A 14,605-nucleotide genomic window follows, 5' to 3' on the forward strand; every position below is an offset into this window, starting at 1 on the left:
GACGTTTCGGAAGGCCCCTCTATGAGGACAAGGGGCCCGGAATATCCCACAAAAGTTCAAATGAAAATTTGTGGGACACTAGTGCCGCCAATGCGGGGCTTTTTATTGCTCGCGGACAGCCTTCAGCACAGCAGGTAACGGCTTTACGGGCAGTGGCTGGGCGGTGCTTTGTTGTCTGATCGTCTCTATGTGTTCTTCGGTCAGCGGATGGGTCTGCAGAAATGCCTGCCAGCGGGTGGGCGTTTCGTCGGTTTTGTGCATGGACCGGAAGAACTCATCGGCGCCACGGCTGTGGCCGTAGTGGCTGCGCAGCAGTGCCAGCGCCCGCATATCGGCCTCGCGCTCCATATCCCGACTGAAGGATAACAGTGTCAGCAGACTGGCATGGCCGGTAACCGCTGCCGAGGCATCGCCAGCCAGCAAGGCCAGTACTGCTCCAAGGCTCATCTGTTCCAGCATCAGTGACATTGGATGACGTGCCTCAATATGGGCGTATTCGTGCGCCAGAACCATAGCCAGCCCGTTTTCAGACTGCACCTGCTGCAGTAGGCCACGGCTGACAAAAATATGGCCGCCAGCGGTCGCGAAAGCATTCGGGGTTGGCTCATCAGCCAGCCAGTGCAGGGTGATCTCCAGTGGTTCAGGTTGCTGGCTTACTATGCGCTCAAGCAGGTCCTGCATAGCTCTGGCTTCGGCACTGGCCTGCGAACCGCTTCCGCTGCTGGCCAGTAGTTGTCTTTCCCACTGGTACGGCACAAAAGGTGCCAGCCAGCGGGCGCTGCTCATAAGCAGGAAGGTGAACAGCACGACCAGCAGGGTTACCCCAATCAGCAGAATGGCGACATCTGCCAGTGGTGACTGGTTGCTGTTGTTGATGTGATCAGGCAGATCGGGATTGTGCTCAGGCAGTGGCATGGCGCTGTGGAATCAGAGCAGTGCCGTAGGCCAGCACTTCAACGGAACCCAGTGCTTTTCCGGCATTATCGCCAATACGACTGGTTTCAAATTTCAGATTAAACACGGCACTTGCCCCTTTCAGCCGGGCCTGTTCCTGCATACGCAGAATGGCTTCGCGACGGGCGCGGTCGAGCAGGCTTTCATAGGCGTTTACCCGACCACCAACCAGTCCACGCAGGGCGGCGGCAATAGTCTTGAAGTAATCCACAGAGATCACCACTGAGCCTGTTACCAGCGTCGAGTTGTGCTGCTGGAACTCAATCGGGGGCATTTTATCCGGCAACACCAGCACCCGTCGCAGCAGGGCTTCGCGTTTATGAATGCTGCGATAATGGCGACTTTCAGCCATGCGCCCGAAAACGTAGCCGAGGGTCAGTAGCAGCAGGAATACACCAAACTGCCCCATCAGCGTTCCTCCACCACCACAGCCGAACCGTATACGAAGATTTCTGAGGCACCGGCGGCTATGGATGAGGTTGAGAAGCGCACATTCAGGATGGCGTTGGCACCCAGCAGCTCGGCCTGTTGCTGCAGACGGCTGAGGGCTTCATCACGGGATTCGGACAGCAGCTCGGTATAGCCTTTCAGTTCACCACCAAAGATGTTTTTCAGACCTGCCATGATGTCCCGGCCGGCGTGTTTGGCGCGTACGGTGCTGCCCTGTACCAGACCCAGGTGCTTAACCACCTTCTTGCCCGGCACGACTTCCATATTGCTGATCAGCATGCTCATTCTCCTGATTGATGCTGCTATTTAGCCCGGATATGGCGGCAATGTGAACCTCCTTTATAGCGCCAGAGCAAATCATCCAATCTGAACTAGACTTAATCGTAATATACATAATTCGCAGAGAGCCCACTGACATGATGGAGCAGTTTTCCGGATGGACGCTGGGTCTGATGGTCGTCATTCTGGCCTTGACCATCTACTTCCATGCCTTCCGCTACTCAAACCGGACAGCGGAAATCGCCCCGAACATCCTTACCAGTATCGGTATCTTTGGTACCTTCCTGGGTGTGGCTATTGGTCTGTGGCACTTCGACACTGCCGATATTCAGGGTAGTGTGCCGAAGCTGATGGACGGTCTGAAAACCGCCTTCTGGTCGTCGATTGTTGGTTTGCTGGGGGCGCTGACCCTGAAGATTCGTGCTGCCATGGCGCAAACCGGCCGCCGCGAAACCGCACAAACCCGGGTAGCCACCATTGATGATCTGGATGCGTCACTTAAGCATCTGGCTGATCAGTTCAGCAGCAGCAACGAAGACAGCCTGCCAAAACAGCTGAGTAAGCAGCATCTGCAGAGTCTGGATCGCCTTAACGAAGTCATTAACACCCTTGAGAGTTATCAGGAACGGCAGGCGGAAGCCAACGCCAAAGCACTGGTGCATGCGATTGAAATGGTGATGCGTGAGTTCAACACCAAGATCAACGAACAGTACGGTGACAACTTCAAACGTCTGAATCAGTCCGTGATAGCCATGCTGGAATGGCAGCAGAATTACAAAGAGCAGCTGAGTACTCTGATTGGCGAACAGGAGCGCACCTCGGGCGCGATGAAAGAAGCCAGTACTGCCTTTGAATATATGGTTAAGCATGCCAACGCGTTCAATGGCATTTCCGAGTCGTTGCAGGATCTGCTTAATGGCCTGGAAGCGCAGCGCAGTAATCTGCAGGCGCAGCTTGGTTCGCTGGCGGATCTGGTCAATCACGCCGCTGATGGTCTGCCGAAACTGGAAGACCGGGTAGTCGCACTGACCAAAGGCATGGCCGATGCAGTACAGGCGCAGCAACGCTGGGCGGTGGATGAGTTGGGCAAAATGCAGCAGAAAATTGAAGTACAGCTGCACAATACCTTAACCGGCAGTACTGAACGTTTGCAGGAACAGCAGACCCAGAGTTTGCAGCAGCTGCAGCGTATTGGTGAGCGGGTAGAGCGTCAGGTTTCGGTGCTTGATGAAAGCATGGAAGAAGAACTGAATAAGGCGCTTAAATCCTTCGGTATGCAGCTAACCGCGTTATCAGAGAAGTTTGTCAGTGATTACTCACCTCTGACCGAAAAACTGCAGCGACTGGTGCACATGGCAGAACGCGTCGATGAATGAAAATGAACTCGAACAGCTGAAAGAACAGGAAGGCCATTGGGTTGCGGTATCCGACCTGATGGCAGGTCTGATGATGGTGTTCATGCTGATCTCCATTGTGTTCATGGTAAACGTTGAAACCGAACGCAATAAAATCCGCGATGTTGCCATTCTCTATGACCACCTGCGCGTACAGATTTATCAGGATTTAAAAGCCGAATTTGAGCCGGATATGGCGCGCTGGGGGGCAGAGCTGGATAAAGACCTCACCTTCCGTTTTAACAACAGCGAAGTGCTGTTTGATAAAGGCGCGGCGGATATCAAACCAGAATTTCAGTCGATTCTGGCAGATTTCTTTCCGCGTTATATCGGCATTATTACCCGTGAAAAATACCGCGACGATATTCTCGAAGTGCGCATAGAAGGCCATACCTCCAGCGCCTGGTTTGGTGCCAGCAGCGACGATGATGCCTATATCCGCAATATGGATCTGTCGCAGAAACGTACCCGCTCGACGCTGGCTTTTCTGCTGGAATTGCCGGAGATGTCGGGTAATAAAAACTGGCTGAAATCACACCTCACTGCGAATGGTTTATCTTCCGCCAAAGTTATTCGCAGTACTGATGGCGTCGAGGATGGTGATCGCTCGCGGCGCGTAGAATTTCGTGTACGTACCGATGCCGAGGGGCGTATTGCCACTATTCTGGAGAAGATTCTGTGAAACTGCCGGATTTCCTGCAGGATACCGGCCTCAATCGTTTACGCCGGAGTATGGGCACGGATCAGTATGGCGAGTTCGAATTATTCGACCCGGAAAAACAGCTGACCTACGCCGAACGTGAAGCACTGGAAGAAACCGGGCTGGATATTCACAGCGCCAGTCTGCGCGTACTGAAAGACAAAACCCTGGCGTTTAAAAATACCCGCATCTGGCTGCGTGATGGCGATGACTATCATCTGGCCTATTGTCAGCGTGTGCAGGCGTTGCGCCATAAAACCGATGACCTGAATGCGGGCACCGGTGCTATGAGTGCCCACAAGGATCACGGCGCTTGTCTGGAATGCCTGGCGGTGCTGCAATATCAGGGCATTGATAGTCGGCGTTTACGCCGCGCTGAGTTCTCCGAGCAGATTCGCGAGCAGTTTTCGCTGCAGGAATTCCAGCAGCACTATCCGTTCTATCCGATTGTGTAGCTTTAAAAGGAACATGGCTTTCACATATGGCCTCCCCGTTGCTAACTAGGAGGTCTCCTGTACTTTTATATAAAAATATCGAATAGACCCGGGATATAACAAGTTGGGGGCAACTTTCAAGGTTGCTATAGTGAGTTACAAATCGCCGGAATGATCAGGGCTATGGGTAACGAAAAACTGTATACAGACACTCCGATGGGGCAAGCCATCATACAGGCCATGGCGGAGATCAATGATGACATATCCGAGCAAGTAGCGGATGCAGAGCCTGGAACCTATAGGGCTTATATCTTTGGCGGTGCCGCCCTGCATATTCATACGAATGCACGTGGTTCAAGCGATATTGACGTTGAGTTTGAGGCTGCACAGGCACTTGAGCTGGGTGATATCACCATTATTTATGTGGATGATGATGGGCTTGAGAAAACCCTGGTTGTGGATGATACCTTCACCCCGACCATCTCTGGTTTACTATCGGAGTACTATCAGGATGACGCCATACCGCTTTTTGGCACTGATTCAGACCCTCTGATTGCGTATGTGGTAACAGCACTTGACCTGGCGGTCAGCAAACTGGATCGATTGGCAGTTGACGACCAGACTGACATAATATCGCTTCATCAGGCAGGTAAGTTCACCGCAGAAGAGTTGCGAGAGCACGCAGAAGAAGCCTTGATTGGCGCAGTCGGCAATGAGCGGCGCCTTAAAGGTAATATCGAGTTTATGGTAAACCAGCTGCTGGAGCTGGAGAGTTGAAATGACAGATCAAGATTATCGGCAAGTATTATTGCAGGTTGTGAGCAGCGCCTCTTTAGATAGCGCTGCGGATGGCCTGTGCCTGCTGGCCGACGCTGCCTGGAACAAAGGTTGGGAACCTGACCTGGAGGGCTTTGATCTGGAGGGCTTTGATCTGGAAGAGCGTCGCAAAGCAGCTTACCTGGTCGATTTCTTTGCTATGAATGCCGCCATGCCCGTAGAACGCAGTAAGCGCTTGCGCCAGAGCTTATCCAACCTGCAATCGCAGCTTATGGCTATGCCTTTACAGTCAGAGCCTTTTTATCAGGCGGAAACCCCACCACTAACTAACCGCGATGCTTTGTCGCGTAAATGGGGTTTGAGTGCAGGCTTTCACCCCAAAAAAGTAAAAGGTTTGCTCGATCTACAGCGGCGAGCGAATCGCCAGACGGGGTAGTTTTAACACGCCTCAGGCCTCTTGGTTGCTTGCAACTTACGCTAGTGCTTTTGTTTGGGCTTTGCCTCTCTGGAGGCTGCGTCCGTTAGTGCCATGGCCGAACTTTTATACCCCCCTGAAATACCCCCAGTTATGTGTTGATGTCTATGGTGGTTAGTGGACGGCTATGAATGTTTGATTCAGTATTTATGCGGGTCGTGGCTTGATTTTGGATGTTTCTGTATGGCTTTGAAATAAGCTATGGCCTCCCCACAGGAGGCCGAACTACTTTCTGAATCTCAGTTCTTCCGGCTTTTTTTGTAATCTTTTCTTATTCAATACCCCCAGAAATACCCCCAAATTCAGACGGGTGGGGGTATGAAAAACTTTCTGGGCAGAAAACAGGCAAGGTTTAGGCAAGGTATTTTCAACGTTAGAAAAACGGTACTCCTTGTTTAAGCTAGCTCAGTTGCCAGACACCTTTCAGTCTTTCTACAGTAGACTTCCGGCTTAGGATGAACGAATTAGCGCTTTATTAAACTAGCGGTAAAGACGGGTTGCCCACCTGAGTGATTTAAACAGTATAATGATGAGCATAGTCCCGAAGGTTCGTGGCCTGGTTGCCAGTCAGCAGTTTACCGGGTTCAGCAAACGGATTGCCCGGCTGGGGGCAAGGTAGGGTGCCTTCCTACACTTAATCTTGATTCCGCTCTGAAGGATTCATATAGCGCACTGATTTGGCTTAGTCACTGGACATAAATCGACTGGCCATGATGAGCTGCACCAACTCTTTTTCAAGCTGCAGTCAGAGGCTTTTTATCAGGCGGAAACACCGCCACCAACCGTGATGCGCTGTTGTGCAAATTGGGCCTGAGTGCAGGCTTTCCCCAAAAAAAGTAAAGGGTTTGCTCGATCTGCAGCGTAGAGCGATTCGTCAGGCTGAGTAGCTTTAATACCAATGCCCTCTGGCGGCCTGCAAATTACGCCGCCTTTGATCGTAAGTTTCGCGCACTGCTTAATAGAGCAATCCATTGATGACGTTCGGTGTGACTATAACTCTGCACGTATGGAGGGGATCAGTTTATCGGTAGAACTCCGTTCTGTGTGTTTGATGAATATTAAGGTGGTTCTATATGTAAATATGTTATATGTGTCGAGTTTCGATTGGTTTATAATTTTGTAAAATTTATATAATTCATAAACCGGAGGTTCCATGATTGGTGAGAGATTAAAGCGCGCCCGAGCCGCTTCTGGTCTGTCTATGGCGCACCTCGGTGAGGCATCTGGTGTCAGCGCCACCATGATCAAAAAGTACGAGCATGACGAAAGCATGCCCTCATCGGGCGTGTTGATTGCGCTCAGCAAGGCATTGGGGGTGCGCACTGAGTATTTTTTCCGGCCTAACATGATTCAATTGGGCGGAGTGGAATACCGTAAGAAGTCTAGTACCCCGCAGAAAATCCTGAATCGGGTATCCGCTGATGTACTGGATCAGGCGGAGCGCTGGTTCGAGTTGCGCAATTTATGGCCAGATTTTCCTATGGAATCGTTTGTGGCGCCTGATCATATGCCGCCAATTCAGACCATAGACGATATCGAATCGGTGGCGCTGGCGGTAAGACAAGCCTGGCGACTGGGAATTGATGCCATCGGAGACCTGATTGGCCTGCTGGAAAGCCACGGCATTCTGGTGATTACCACCGATTCGGAGCATGCCGATAAAATTGACGGATTACAGGCCAGTATCGAAGGTGTGCCTGTCATCGTGGTATCTACCAGCTGGCCCGGATGCCGGCAGCGTTTTACTCTGGCCCATGAGCTCGGGCACCTGATGCTGCACGACCGTTTGCCCCAAGGTATGGATGAAGAACGTGCCTGTAACCGCTTTGCTGGTGCTTTTCTGTTTCCGGCAGATAGTGTGGTCAGCAGCATAGGCAAAGAACGGCATAGTCTGAACTGGAAGGAATTGCACCTGCTGAAGCACGAATATGGCCTGAGCATGCAAGCCGTAATGTATCGCTGCAAAGACCTTAATATCGTCTCTGAGGGTTTATACAAAAAGCTGAGCATCGACTTCTCAAGGCGGGGCTGGCGCACCCAGGAACCGGGGGAATCCTATCCACATGAGCACACCATGCTGTTTGAACAGCTGGTGTACCGTGCTGCCGGAGAAGGTATTTTGTCCGATGCCAAGGCGGCTGAATTATTAAAAATGTCGTCGTTCGAATTTCGAAAAGCCAGAATGATGGTGTCGTAATGCAGGTGCTTATCAGTGACGCCAATGTACTGATTGATATGGACGCTGGTGGGCTGCTGGAGCTGATGTTCCATTTGCCATTTGAATTTCAGGTAGCAGATATGTTGTTTACCGACGAGTTGGCAGAACATCATCCTGAGCTACTGTCGCTTGGGTTAAAGCTCGCAGAATTAGACGGGCCCCATATCACGCTGGCGTTCGATCTAATCAACCGCTACGCGGACCCCAGTCGGTACGACTGTTTTTCTCTGGCGCTGGCTAAACAAAAGTCCTGTCCATTGCTGACGGGCGATAAGGCCCTGCGTACAGCGGCTGCAAAAGAAGGTGTATTGGTTAAAGGCACTATCTGGCTTGTTAATCAGCTGGTGATTAACGGCATTTTGACCAAGGCGGAAGCGCTGGAGGCTTACGCTGCAATGCGCGGTGCAGGCAGCCGCTTACCTTGGGATGTAGCTAATAGCATGCTTGAGGAGCTGTAAGCGCCAGTCTTGAGCGTACTTAACGATTGCTGTTTGCTTCGCGCTTTAAGTCGTTCAGACGCAGATTAACGGCTTGTTCAAAACGCCGGAAAAGTTCGGCGTAATCCTTACCAAAATTTCCAAATACACAAGGGTACAGCTCACCTTGCGGTGTTGGTCTGTTGGCTAGCGATGCTTTAAAGGCGTTGCGCAGAAATATGCCTTTGTCGGGTTCTTCGGGGTGGGTGTCGCGTACTGTTTTTACAATCAGTTCAAACGCGGACCAGTCTTCTGCCGTCATGGACTGCATAAACGGGTTGTGCGCGGACTGACGGTGCGCCTCTGAGGGCTGCGCAGGCTTGTGTTCTTTTAGTGCCTTACGCACGGCCGTAAAAAGAAAGCCTAAAAAAGCCGGAATAATAATTCCCACAACGCCAATCAACAGTCCTCCCAGCATGTCAGAAACTCCTTTTTATTGGTTAGGCCAGCGCCTGCTCAACGATAGCGTCGGTGAGGTTCAGCTGGGTTTCGCTGGCTTGCTGCAGACGGTCTTTTAGCTGGTCGCAGAGGGCGAATAGCTCGTCGACTTTGGCGACGATGCGTCGTTGTTCGGCGAGTGGGGGAATGGGTAAAAGTAAACCTTCCCACTTTGAACGATTAATGATTGGAGTTGCTGAACCAGAAGATGCATCTAGCAATCTATTTCTGAACTCATCTGTCGAGGCAGCTTGGTAAATATATGAATGGTCTACAACTAACGGACGAATTGCATTAATTTGTTGATTAAACGCCATACGTTGCTTCGCAATTGCTAATTTACCAATTGTCCCACCAATACAAACAGTCAGTATGTCGTCGGGTAGTGCTTCCGTACTTTCAAGCACTCCGGCTTCGGTTAGATACTTTTCTGGCGGTAAAATTGAGCCCGATGGACTAATTTGTCCTGGTCCTATAAAAGGTATTTCTCCATCAAAGAATTGCGATTGAGATGTTGATGGGGTTTTTCCTGTAGAGGTAAGCCCAAGGAATCCTAGCTGAATCCACTTCCATCCAACCGGCAGTTCAAACGGTTTTTCATCGTCACTTACCGCCGGCAGTTTTTTCGGCTTTTTGATTCTGCCTTCTTTTACCAGTCGGGCCTTTTCTTCTTCGATGTGTTCGAGCAGTTTGGATGCCGGTTCGTCGTCTGCATTCTGCGGGACCAGTTTGCCCATGACGGCGAGCTGGAGGATGGTGTCTTTCAGGCGGTCGATGGCCCAGGCGCCCATGGGGCCGGAGAACAGCAGGTCGAAGTGGTTGGCGAGGCGTTGCCAGTTGTCATTCAGCTCTTGTGCGTTCGCCGATTCCGTCAGCGTTGCCAGCAGGGTGTCGGTCAGTTGCTGGTGGGCGGTGAGTTGGTGTTCGCTCTGTTGCTCCAGCTGGTCGCAGAGGGCCATCAGTTCATCGACTTTGGCGACGATACGTTGTTGTTCGGCGAGCGGGGGGAGGGCAATATTGCTCAATACCGCCTTATCTGTGCCTAAGCGAGGCAAATTCATACCGTGTGTGGAGCTATTAGCGTACTCGATAAATCTTGGTGATTTTAAGAACCATCGCAAATACTGAGGTTGTAATCCTGAAAAACAGGTTATTGGTACAATTTCAGTGGTGCATACGCCGCTTTCATCAGCAATGATGACTTTGTCTAAATACGGCCGTAGTTTTCCATATAAAACATCATTTGCCTCAAAAGCGTTCTTAGTGCTTTTGAATTCACGGTTTGAAAATCTAATTTTTTGAATTAACCGAGAAGTTTGTTTTTCAATGTCTTCAAGCTCGAGCACCCATGTGTCGGATTCGGTAGATTCCGCCTCAGCTTTGTTGAGACTACCGTAGCTAGAGATATTTCCCAGTTTTACCCACTCCCAGCCCGGCGGCAGTTCAAACGGTTTTTCCTTATCACTTATCGGCGGTAGTTTTTTCGGCTTTTTGATTCTGCCTTCTTTTACTAGCAGAGCCTTTTCTTCTTCGATGCGTTTGAGCAGTTCGGAGGCTGGCTCATCCTCTGGGTTTTGCGCAACCAATTTGCCACGTACGGCCAGCTCTAAAATCAGTTCACGCAGTTTTTTAATGCCGGTCAGTTCGATTTTACTGTTGCTGCCGCGCCCACTGGTGGATTTTGGGGTGACGGTGCTGGTCCAGAGTTCGAGGTTGTTCAGCAGGGTGGTGCTCATGGCTTACCCCCGGCAACGTAGTCTGAACCGATGGCGGAGGGTTTTCCGACGCTATAAAAAAAGGCGTGTTGGTAGTGCATGGTCACTTACCTCCACCCAGTGCGGCCGCCAGAATGCCTTTCAGCTGGTCTCTAAGTTTCTGGATATCGTTTTGCTGGTCGGCGTATTGCGCTAACAGTTCGTCCGGGTCGTGGCTGATTTGCTCGCCGACGTGTGGGTTTTTGATATCCAGGTTGTAGTTGCGGGCTTTGATGTCGTCGATGCTGACTTTCCAGGCTTGTTCGTTTTCTACACGGGTGGCAAAGCCGTCGGCTTCTTTGCCCCACCAGTTAATTTCAGTTTCAAACTCACTGAATTTCATCGGTTTGGTTTTGCTGTAGCTTTTTACACCCGCCGGGTAGGGGTGTTCGTAGTACCAGATGTGTTCGGTCGGGCGGCCTTTGGTGAAGAACAGCAGGTTGGTTTTGATGCCGGTGTAGGGGTTAAACACGCCGTTGGGCAGGCGCACGATGGTGTGCAGGTTACAGTCGTTGAGCAGGCGTTCTTTTAAGCGGGTTTTCATGCCTTCGCCAAACAGAAATCCATCGGGCAGTACCACGGCGGCGCGGCCACCGTCTTTCAGCAGGCGGATAAACAGGGCCATAAACAGGTCGGCGGTTTCGCGGGTGCGGAACTCCGCCGGAAAGTTGTTTTCGATGCCGTCTTCTTCGGTACCACCAAACGGCGGGTTAGCCACGATGACGTCGACACGCTCTTTCGGGCCCCAGTCGCGGTAAGGGCGGTTGAGGGTGTTGTCGTGGCGAATCTGATCAGGCGTTTCGATGCCGTGCAGAATCATGTTGGTGGTGGCCAGCAGGTGCGGCAGTGGCTTTTTCTCAACGCCGTGTATGGTCTGCTGCAGGACTTTTTCGTCTGCCGGTGACTGCACATAGCGTTTGCGCTTGTGCTCGATGGTGCAGGTTAAAAAGCCGCCGGTGCCGCAGGCTGGGTCCATCACGCTGTCTTCGAGTTTTGGATCGACGCGGTCGACCATAAATTCGGTCACGGCACGCGGGGTATAGAACTCTCCGGCGTTACCGGCGCTTTGCAGGTCTTTCAGAATTTGTTCGTACATATCACCGAAGGCATGGCGCTGTTGCGACTTGTTGAAGTCGATGCCTTCCTGAATTTTGTTGATGACCTGACGGATCAGCTGACCAGACTTCATGTAGTTGTAAGCGTCTTCGAAGACGCTGCGAATCACGGCGGCGCGTTCGTCGCCGGCAATTTCGAGGTTCTGCAGGCCAGGGAAGAGCGTGGCGTCGATAAAATTTTTCAGTTCGTCGCCGGTAATGCCTTCCGGGTTAGCTGCCCAGTTACGCCAGCGCATAGCGGTCGGTATTGGGCTTTTGTAGTTGTCGTCAAAGAGTTCCCACTCTTGTTCGCGGTCGTCGTAGATTTTGAGGAACAGCATCCAGACTAACTGGCCGATGCGCTGGGCGTCGCCGTCGACGCCGACGTCTTTGCGCATGATGTCCTGAATGGATTTGATTACGGTGCTGATGCTCATGGGGATGTTTTACCTTCTGTGGTCGCGGGCATGGCCCGCTCCTACGTGTTATCTGTTGTGTTTTTGTTCGCGGGTATGGCCCGCTTCTTCACTATTCTTTTAGTCGCGGGCATGGCCCGCTCCTACGGATTTTCTGTGCGCTGGTTCTGGCGCGAATGGCAGCTATTTTAACCGGCTTCGTCGTTGTAGAGGGTATTTTCCAGCTCTCGCAGCGCCTGTTCGTAGCCACTTTTGTCGCCGAAGGCGTTGATCAGCTCCATGCCGGTTCCCAGTTTGTCGAATGGGGGAAGCTGCAGAATCTTGATGTCTTCGATGCTTTGTACGCCGGTGTCGGCGTATTTGTCGATCAGGGTGTCGAGTACGGTTTGCGCCTGCTCACTGTAGCGGTCGAAGATGTTACGCCGGCGTTTGGCTTGTACGGCGCGCTGCTTGCGGGTGAGGGCTGGCTGGCCGTATACGATGTGGGTAATCACATCGAAGGGGTCGGGTTCGTCGCCGAGTTTGCCTTTAAGGTCGTCGATCAGGTCGTCCCAGGAAACGCCCTGGGCGGTCAGTTCGTCGATAACCGCTTGTTTGCGTTCGGCTTCGTTCCAGCGTTTGAGGAAATCGCTGAGGGTGGCGTAATGGCCCTGCACCGACTTGCGGGTGAAGTCGGTGAGGTTTTCGGTAATCAGCTTTCCATCGCTGTCGAGATGCTGAATGCGCTGGTCGATGATGCTGAATTCGACGTCGCCTATGCGGAATTTTTTCTTCGGCTCGCGTGGCTCGTCACCGGGTTCCCAGGGGCCGGTTCCGGTATCTGCACCACCATTACCTGATGAGGTGTCGTATTCACCTTCCGGCTCATTGGTGCCGGTTGGTTGTTCTATGCCGCCTTCGTTAGTCGGGTCGGGCGGCAGAATGTCGTCGTTATTACCGGGGATGTATATCTGTTCTGGGTCGCCGTCGAATTTTTCATCGGCGAACAGTTCCGTCGCTTTCTTAAAATCGAGAATGGTAAACCACTGCTTGCCGTAGGCTTCGTCGATACGGGTGCCGCGGCCAATAATCTGTTTAAACTCGGTCATCGACTGTATGCGCTGGTCGAGCACCACCAGTTTACAGGTTTTGGCATCGACGCCGGTGGTCATCAACTTACTGGTACAGGCTATAACCGGATAGGGTTCTTCCGGATCGATAAAGTGGTCAAGTTCGGCTTTACCTTCTTTGTCGTCGCCGGTGATGCGCATAACGTACTTACGGTTTTTGGCGACCTGCTCCGGGTTGAGGTTAACCAGTAGCTGGCGCATACGCTCTGCGTGGTCGATGTTTTCGCAGAAGACGATGGTTTTCTGCATGGGGTCGGTTTTACGCAGATACTCGGTAATGGTCTGGGCAACCAGCAGGGTACGCTGGTCCATAACGATGCTTTTGTCGAAATCGCGCTGGTTGTAAATGCGGTCGTCGATCAGCTGGCCGCTTTTGTCTTTCTGGCCTTTGTTCGGACGCCAGCCCTGCAGGTCTTTATCGAAATCGACACGAATAACTTTGTAGGGGGCCAGATAGCCGTCGTCGATACCCTGTTTCAGTGAGTAGGTGTAAATGGGCTCACCGAAGTAGTGGATGTTGGATACTTCTTTGGTTTCTTTTGGTGTGGCGGTTAAACCAACGTGGGTGGCGCTGTCGAAGTATTCGAGAATTGCCCGCCATGCAGAGTCTTCTGCGGCGCTGCCGCGGTGGCATTCGTCGATCACGATCAGGTCGAAGAAGTCAGGCGTGAATTGTTTGTAGACGTTGCGTTCTTCGTCGGTGCCACTGAGTGCCTGATACAGGCCGAGGTAGATCTCGTAGGAGGTATCGACCTTATTGACCCGGTCTTTGTCTTTTTTGACGGCGAGTTCGATATCCAGCTTTTTGCCGTTGCGTTCCATACCACCACCCCGTGGCGATAGCTTGGCCATGGCGCCAGCGAAGGGTTTGAAGTCGTTGTTCATGGTCTGGTCGACCAGAATGTTGCGGTCGGCCAGAAACAGGATGCGTTTCTTCTGCTTCGATTTCCACAAGCGCCAGATAATCTGAAAGGCGGTTAGGGTTTTGCCAGTACCGGTCGCCATCACTAATAGAATACGGTTCTGTCCGCGGGCGATGGCCTCAATAGTGCGATTGACGGCCACCATCTGGTAGTAGCGCGGCATGCGCGAATTGGCTTCTTCTTGATAAGGCTGCTTCATGGCTGCCTGGCCATCCGGGATGTCTTTCCAGCGGCAATAGGCTGCCCACAGGGTATCCGGGCCTGGTAACTCGCTCAGAGCAATTTCGGTTTCTACTTGCGGGTAGATCAGTCCGTGTGGGTCACGGAACAGGAAGCTATCGCCATTACTGCTGATGGCGAAGGGCACATCCAGCTTTTCGGCATAATCCATCGCTTGCTGCATACCGTCACCAACGCGGTGCTTGTTGTCTTTGGCTTCGATAACGGCAATGGGCTTGGCTTTCTGGTAGCAGAGAACGTAGTCGGCGCGACGTGGGGCCTGGCGGCTGTGCATGCGTCCACGTACGACGATACGGCCATCGCTGACAGAGAATTCTTCATAGACCTGGGTCTGGATATCCCAGCCAGCACTGATAATGGCTGGTGTGATGTACTTGGTGCGGATATCCGTTTCGGTCAGGCTGCGCTTATCCATGCAGGTTCCGGTGCTGGCAAATGAGAAATCAGTTAACAGCAGTGTACTGAATGAGCACC

General features: G+C 52.1%; 15 protein-coding genes. 8 read left to right on the forward strand and 7 right to left on the reverse strand.

Annotated features, from left to right (window positions below):
- Positions 1–102 precede the first annotated feature (102 nt).
- The 3 genes from I9W95_RS02675 to I9W95_RS02685 are packed head-to-tail and all read right to left on the reverse strand — an operon-like array spanning position 103 to position 1,683.
- Positions 103–915: a M48 family metallopeptidase gene (locus tag I9W95_RS02675; RefSeq protein ID WP_225671580.1), complete on the reverse strand. Its 813-nt coding sequence runs from the start codon at positions 913–915 to the stop codon at positions 103–105.
- A complete protein-coding gene (locus I9W95_RS02680; RefSeq protein ID WP_225671582.1) occupies positions 902–1,363 on the reverse strand; it encodes a YbjQ family protein in 462 nt (153 codons plus the stop codon). Before I9W95_RS02680 ends, I9W95_RS02675 begins: the two co-directional genes overlap by 14 nt.
- Complete coding sequence (locus tag I9W95_RS02685) at positions 1,363–1,683, reverse strand: YbjQ family protein (protein WP_225671583.1); 321 nt, start codon at positions 1,681–1,683, stop codon at positions 1,363–1,365. The genes I9W95_RS02680 and I9W95_RS02685 overlap by 1 nt, the downstream gene beginning before the upstream one ends.
- Positions 1,684–1,820: 137 nt before the next feature.
- Here I9W95_RS02685 and I9W95_RS02690 point away from each other — a divergent pair, with 137 nt between their 5' ends.
- The 7 genes from I9W95_RS02690 to I9W95_RS02720 all read left to right on the forward strand — a co-directional run bounded on the left by I9W95_RS02690 (position 1,821) and on the right by I9W95_RS02720 (position 8,139).
- On the forward strand, positions 1,821–3,059 hold the full coding sequence (locus tag I9W95_RS02690) for a hypothetical protein (RefSeq protein ID WP_225671585.1): 1,239 nt from the start codon (positions 1,821–1,823) through the stop codon (positions 3,057–3,059).
- Positions 3,052–3,759: an OmpA family protein gene (locus I9W95_RS02695; protein WP_225671587.1), complete on the forward strand. Its 708-nt coding sequence runs from the start codon at positions 3,052–3,054 to the stop codon at positions 3,757–3,759. The genes I9W95_RS02690 and I9W95_RS02695 overlap by 8 nt, the downstream gene beginning before the upstream one ends.
- The gene (locus tag I9W95_RS02700; protein WP_225671589.1) at positions 3,756–4,232 is read left to right on the forward strand and encodes a hypothetical protein; all 477 of its coding nucleotides are present in this window, start codon (positions 3,756–3,758) and stop codon (positions 4,230–4,232) included. The genes I9W95_RS02695 and I9W95_RS02700 overlap by 4 nt, the downstream gene beginning before the upstream one ends.
- A 162-nt stretch (positions 4,233–4,394) precedes the next feature.
- Positions 4,395–4,988, forward strand: a complete 594-nt coding sequence (locus I9W95_RS02705) for a DUF6036 family nucleotidyltransferase (protein WP_225671591.1) — start codon at positions 4,395–4,397, stop codon at positions 4,986–4,988.
- Between the two features lies 1 nt (position 4,989).
- Positions 4,990–5,424, forward strand: coding sequence for a hypothetical protein (locus I9W95_RS02710; RefSeq protein ID WP_225671593.1), 435 nt, complete (start codon positions 4,990–4,992; stop codon positions 5,422–5,424).
- Positions 5,425–6,616: 1,192 nt separating this feature from the next.
- Entirely contained in the window at positions 6,617–7,660 is a 1,044-nt protein-coding gene (locus I9W95_RS02715) for a helix-turn-helix domain-containing protein (RefSeq protein ID WP_225671595.1), read from the forward strand.
- Complete coding sequence (locus tag I9W95_RS02720) at positions 7,660–8,139, forward strand: PIN domain-containing protein (RefSeq protein WP_225671596.1); 480 nt, start codon at positions 7,660–7,662, stop codon at positions 8,137–8,139. The genes I9W95_RS02715 and I9W95_RS02720 overlap by 1 nt, the downstream gene beginning before the upstream one ends.
- Before the next feature lie 19 nt (positions 8,140–8,158).
- On the opposite strand, the gene I9W95_RS02725 is transcribed toward I9W95_RS02720, so the two are convergent.
- From I9W95_RS02725 to I9W95_RS02735, 3 genes are all read right to left on the reverse strand, one after another.
- Positions 8,159–8,575, reverse strand: a complete 417-nt coding sequence (locus tag I9W95_RS02725; protein WP_225671598.1) for a hypothetical protein — start codon at positions 8,573–8,575, stop codon at positions 8,159–8,161.
- 22 nt (positions 8,576–8,597) lie between these two features.
- The gene (locus I9W95_RS02730; protein ID WP_225671600.1) at positions 8,598–10,331 is read right to left on the reverse strand and encodes a restriction endonuclease subunit S; all 1,734 of its coding nucleotides are present in this window, start codon (positions 10,329–10,331) and stop codon (positions 8,598–8,600) included.
- A gap of 82 nt (positions 10,332–10,413) precedes the next feature.
- Positions 10,414–11,880 carry a type I restriction-modification system subunit M gene (locus I9W95_RS02735; protein WP_225671602.1) on the reverse strand — a complete coding sequence of 489 codons (1,467 nt, stop codon included), beginning with the start codon at positions 11,878–11,880 and terminating at the stop codon, positions 10,414–10,416.
- Positions 11,881–11,910: 30 nt separating this feature from the next.
- Here I9W95_RS02735 and I9W95_RS02740 point away from each other — a divergent pair, with 30 nt between their 5' ends.
- Positions 11,911–12,051 (forward strand): hypothetical protein, encoded by a 141-nt coding sequence (locus tag I9W95_RS02740; RefSeq protein WP_225671604.1) that lies wholly within the window; start codon positions 11,911–11,913, stop codon positions 12,049–12,051.
- On the opposite strand, the gene hsdR is transcribed toward I9W95_RS02740, so the two are convergent.
- Positions 12,048–14,546, reverse strand: a complete 2,499-nt coding sequence (gene hsdR, locus I9W95_RS02745; protein WP_225671606.1) for an EcoAI/FtnUII family type I restriction enzme subunit R — start codon at positions 14,544–14,546, stop codon at positions 12,048–12,050. The two genes, I9W95_RS02740 and hsdR, sit on opposite strands and share 4 nt — an antisense overlap.
- Positions 14,547–14,605 lie beyond the last annotated feature (59 nt).

Source organism: Thalassolituus marinus (genome assembly GCF_020320395.1).
Lineage (GTDB): Bacteria > Pseudomonadota > Gammaproteobacteria > Pseudomonadales > Oceanobacteraceae > Venatoribacter > Venatoribacter marinus.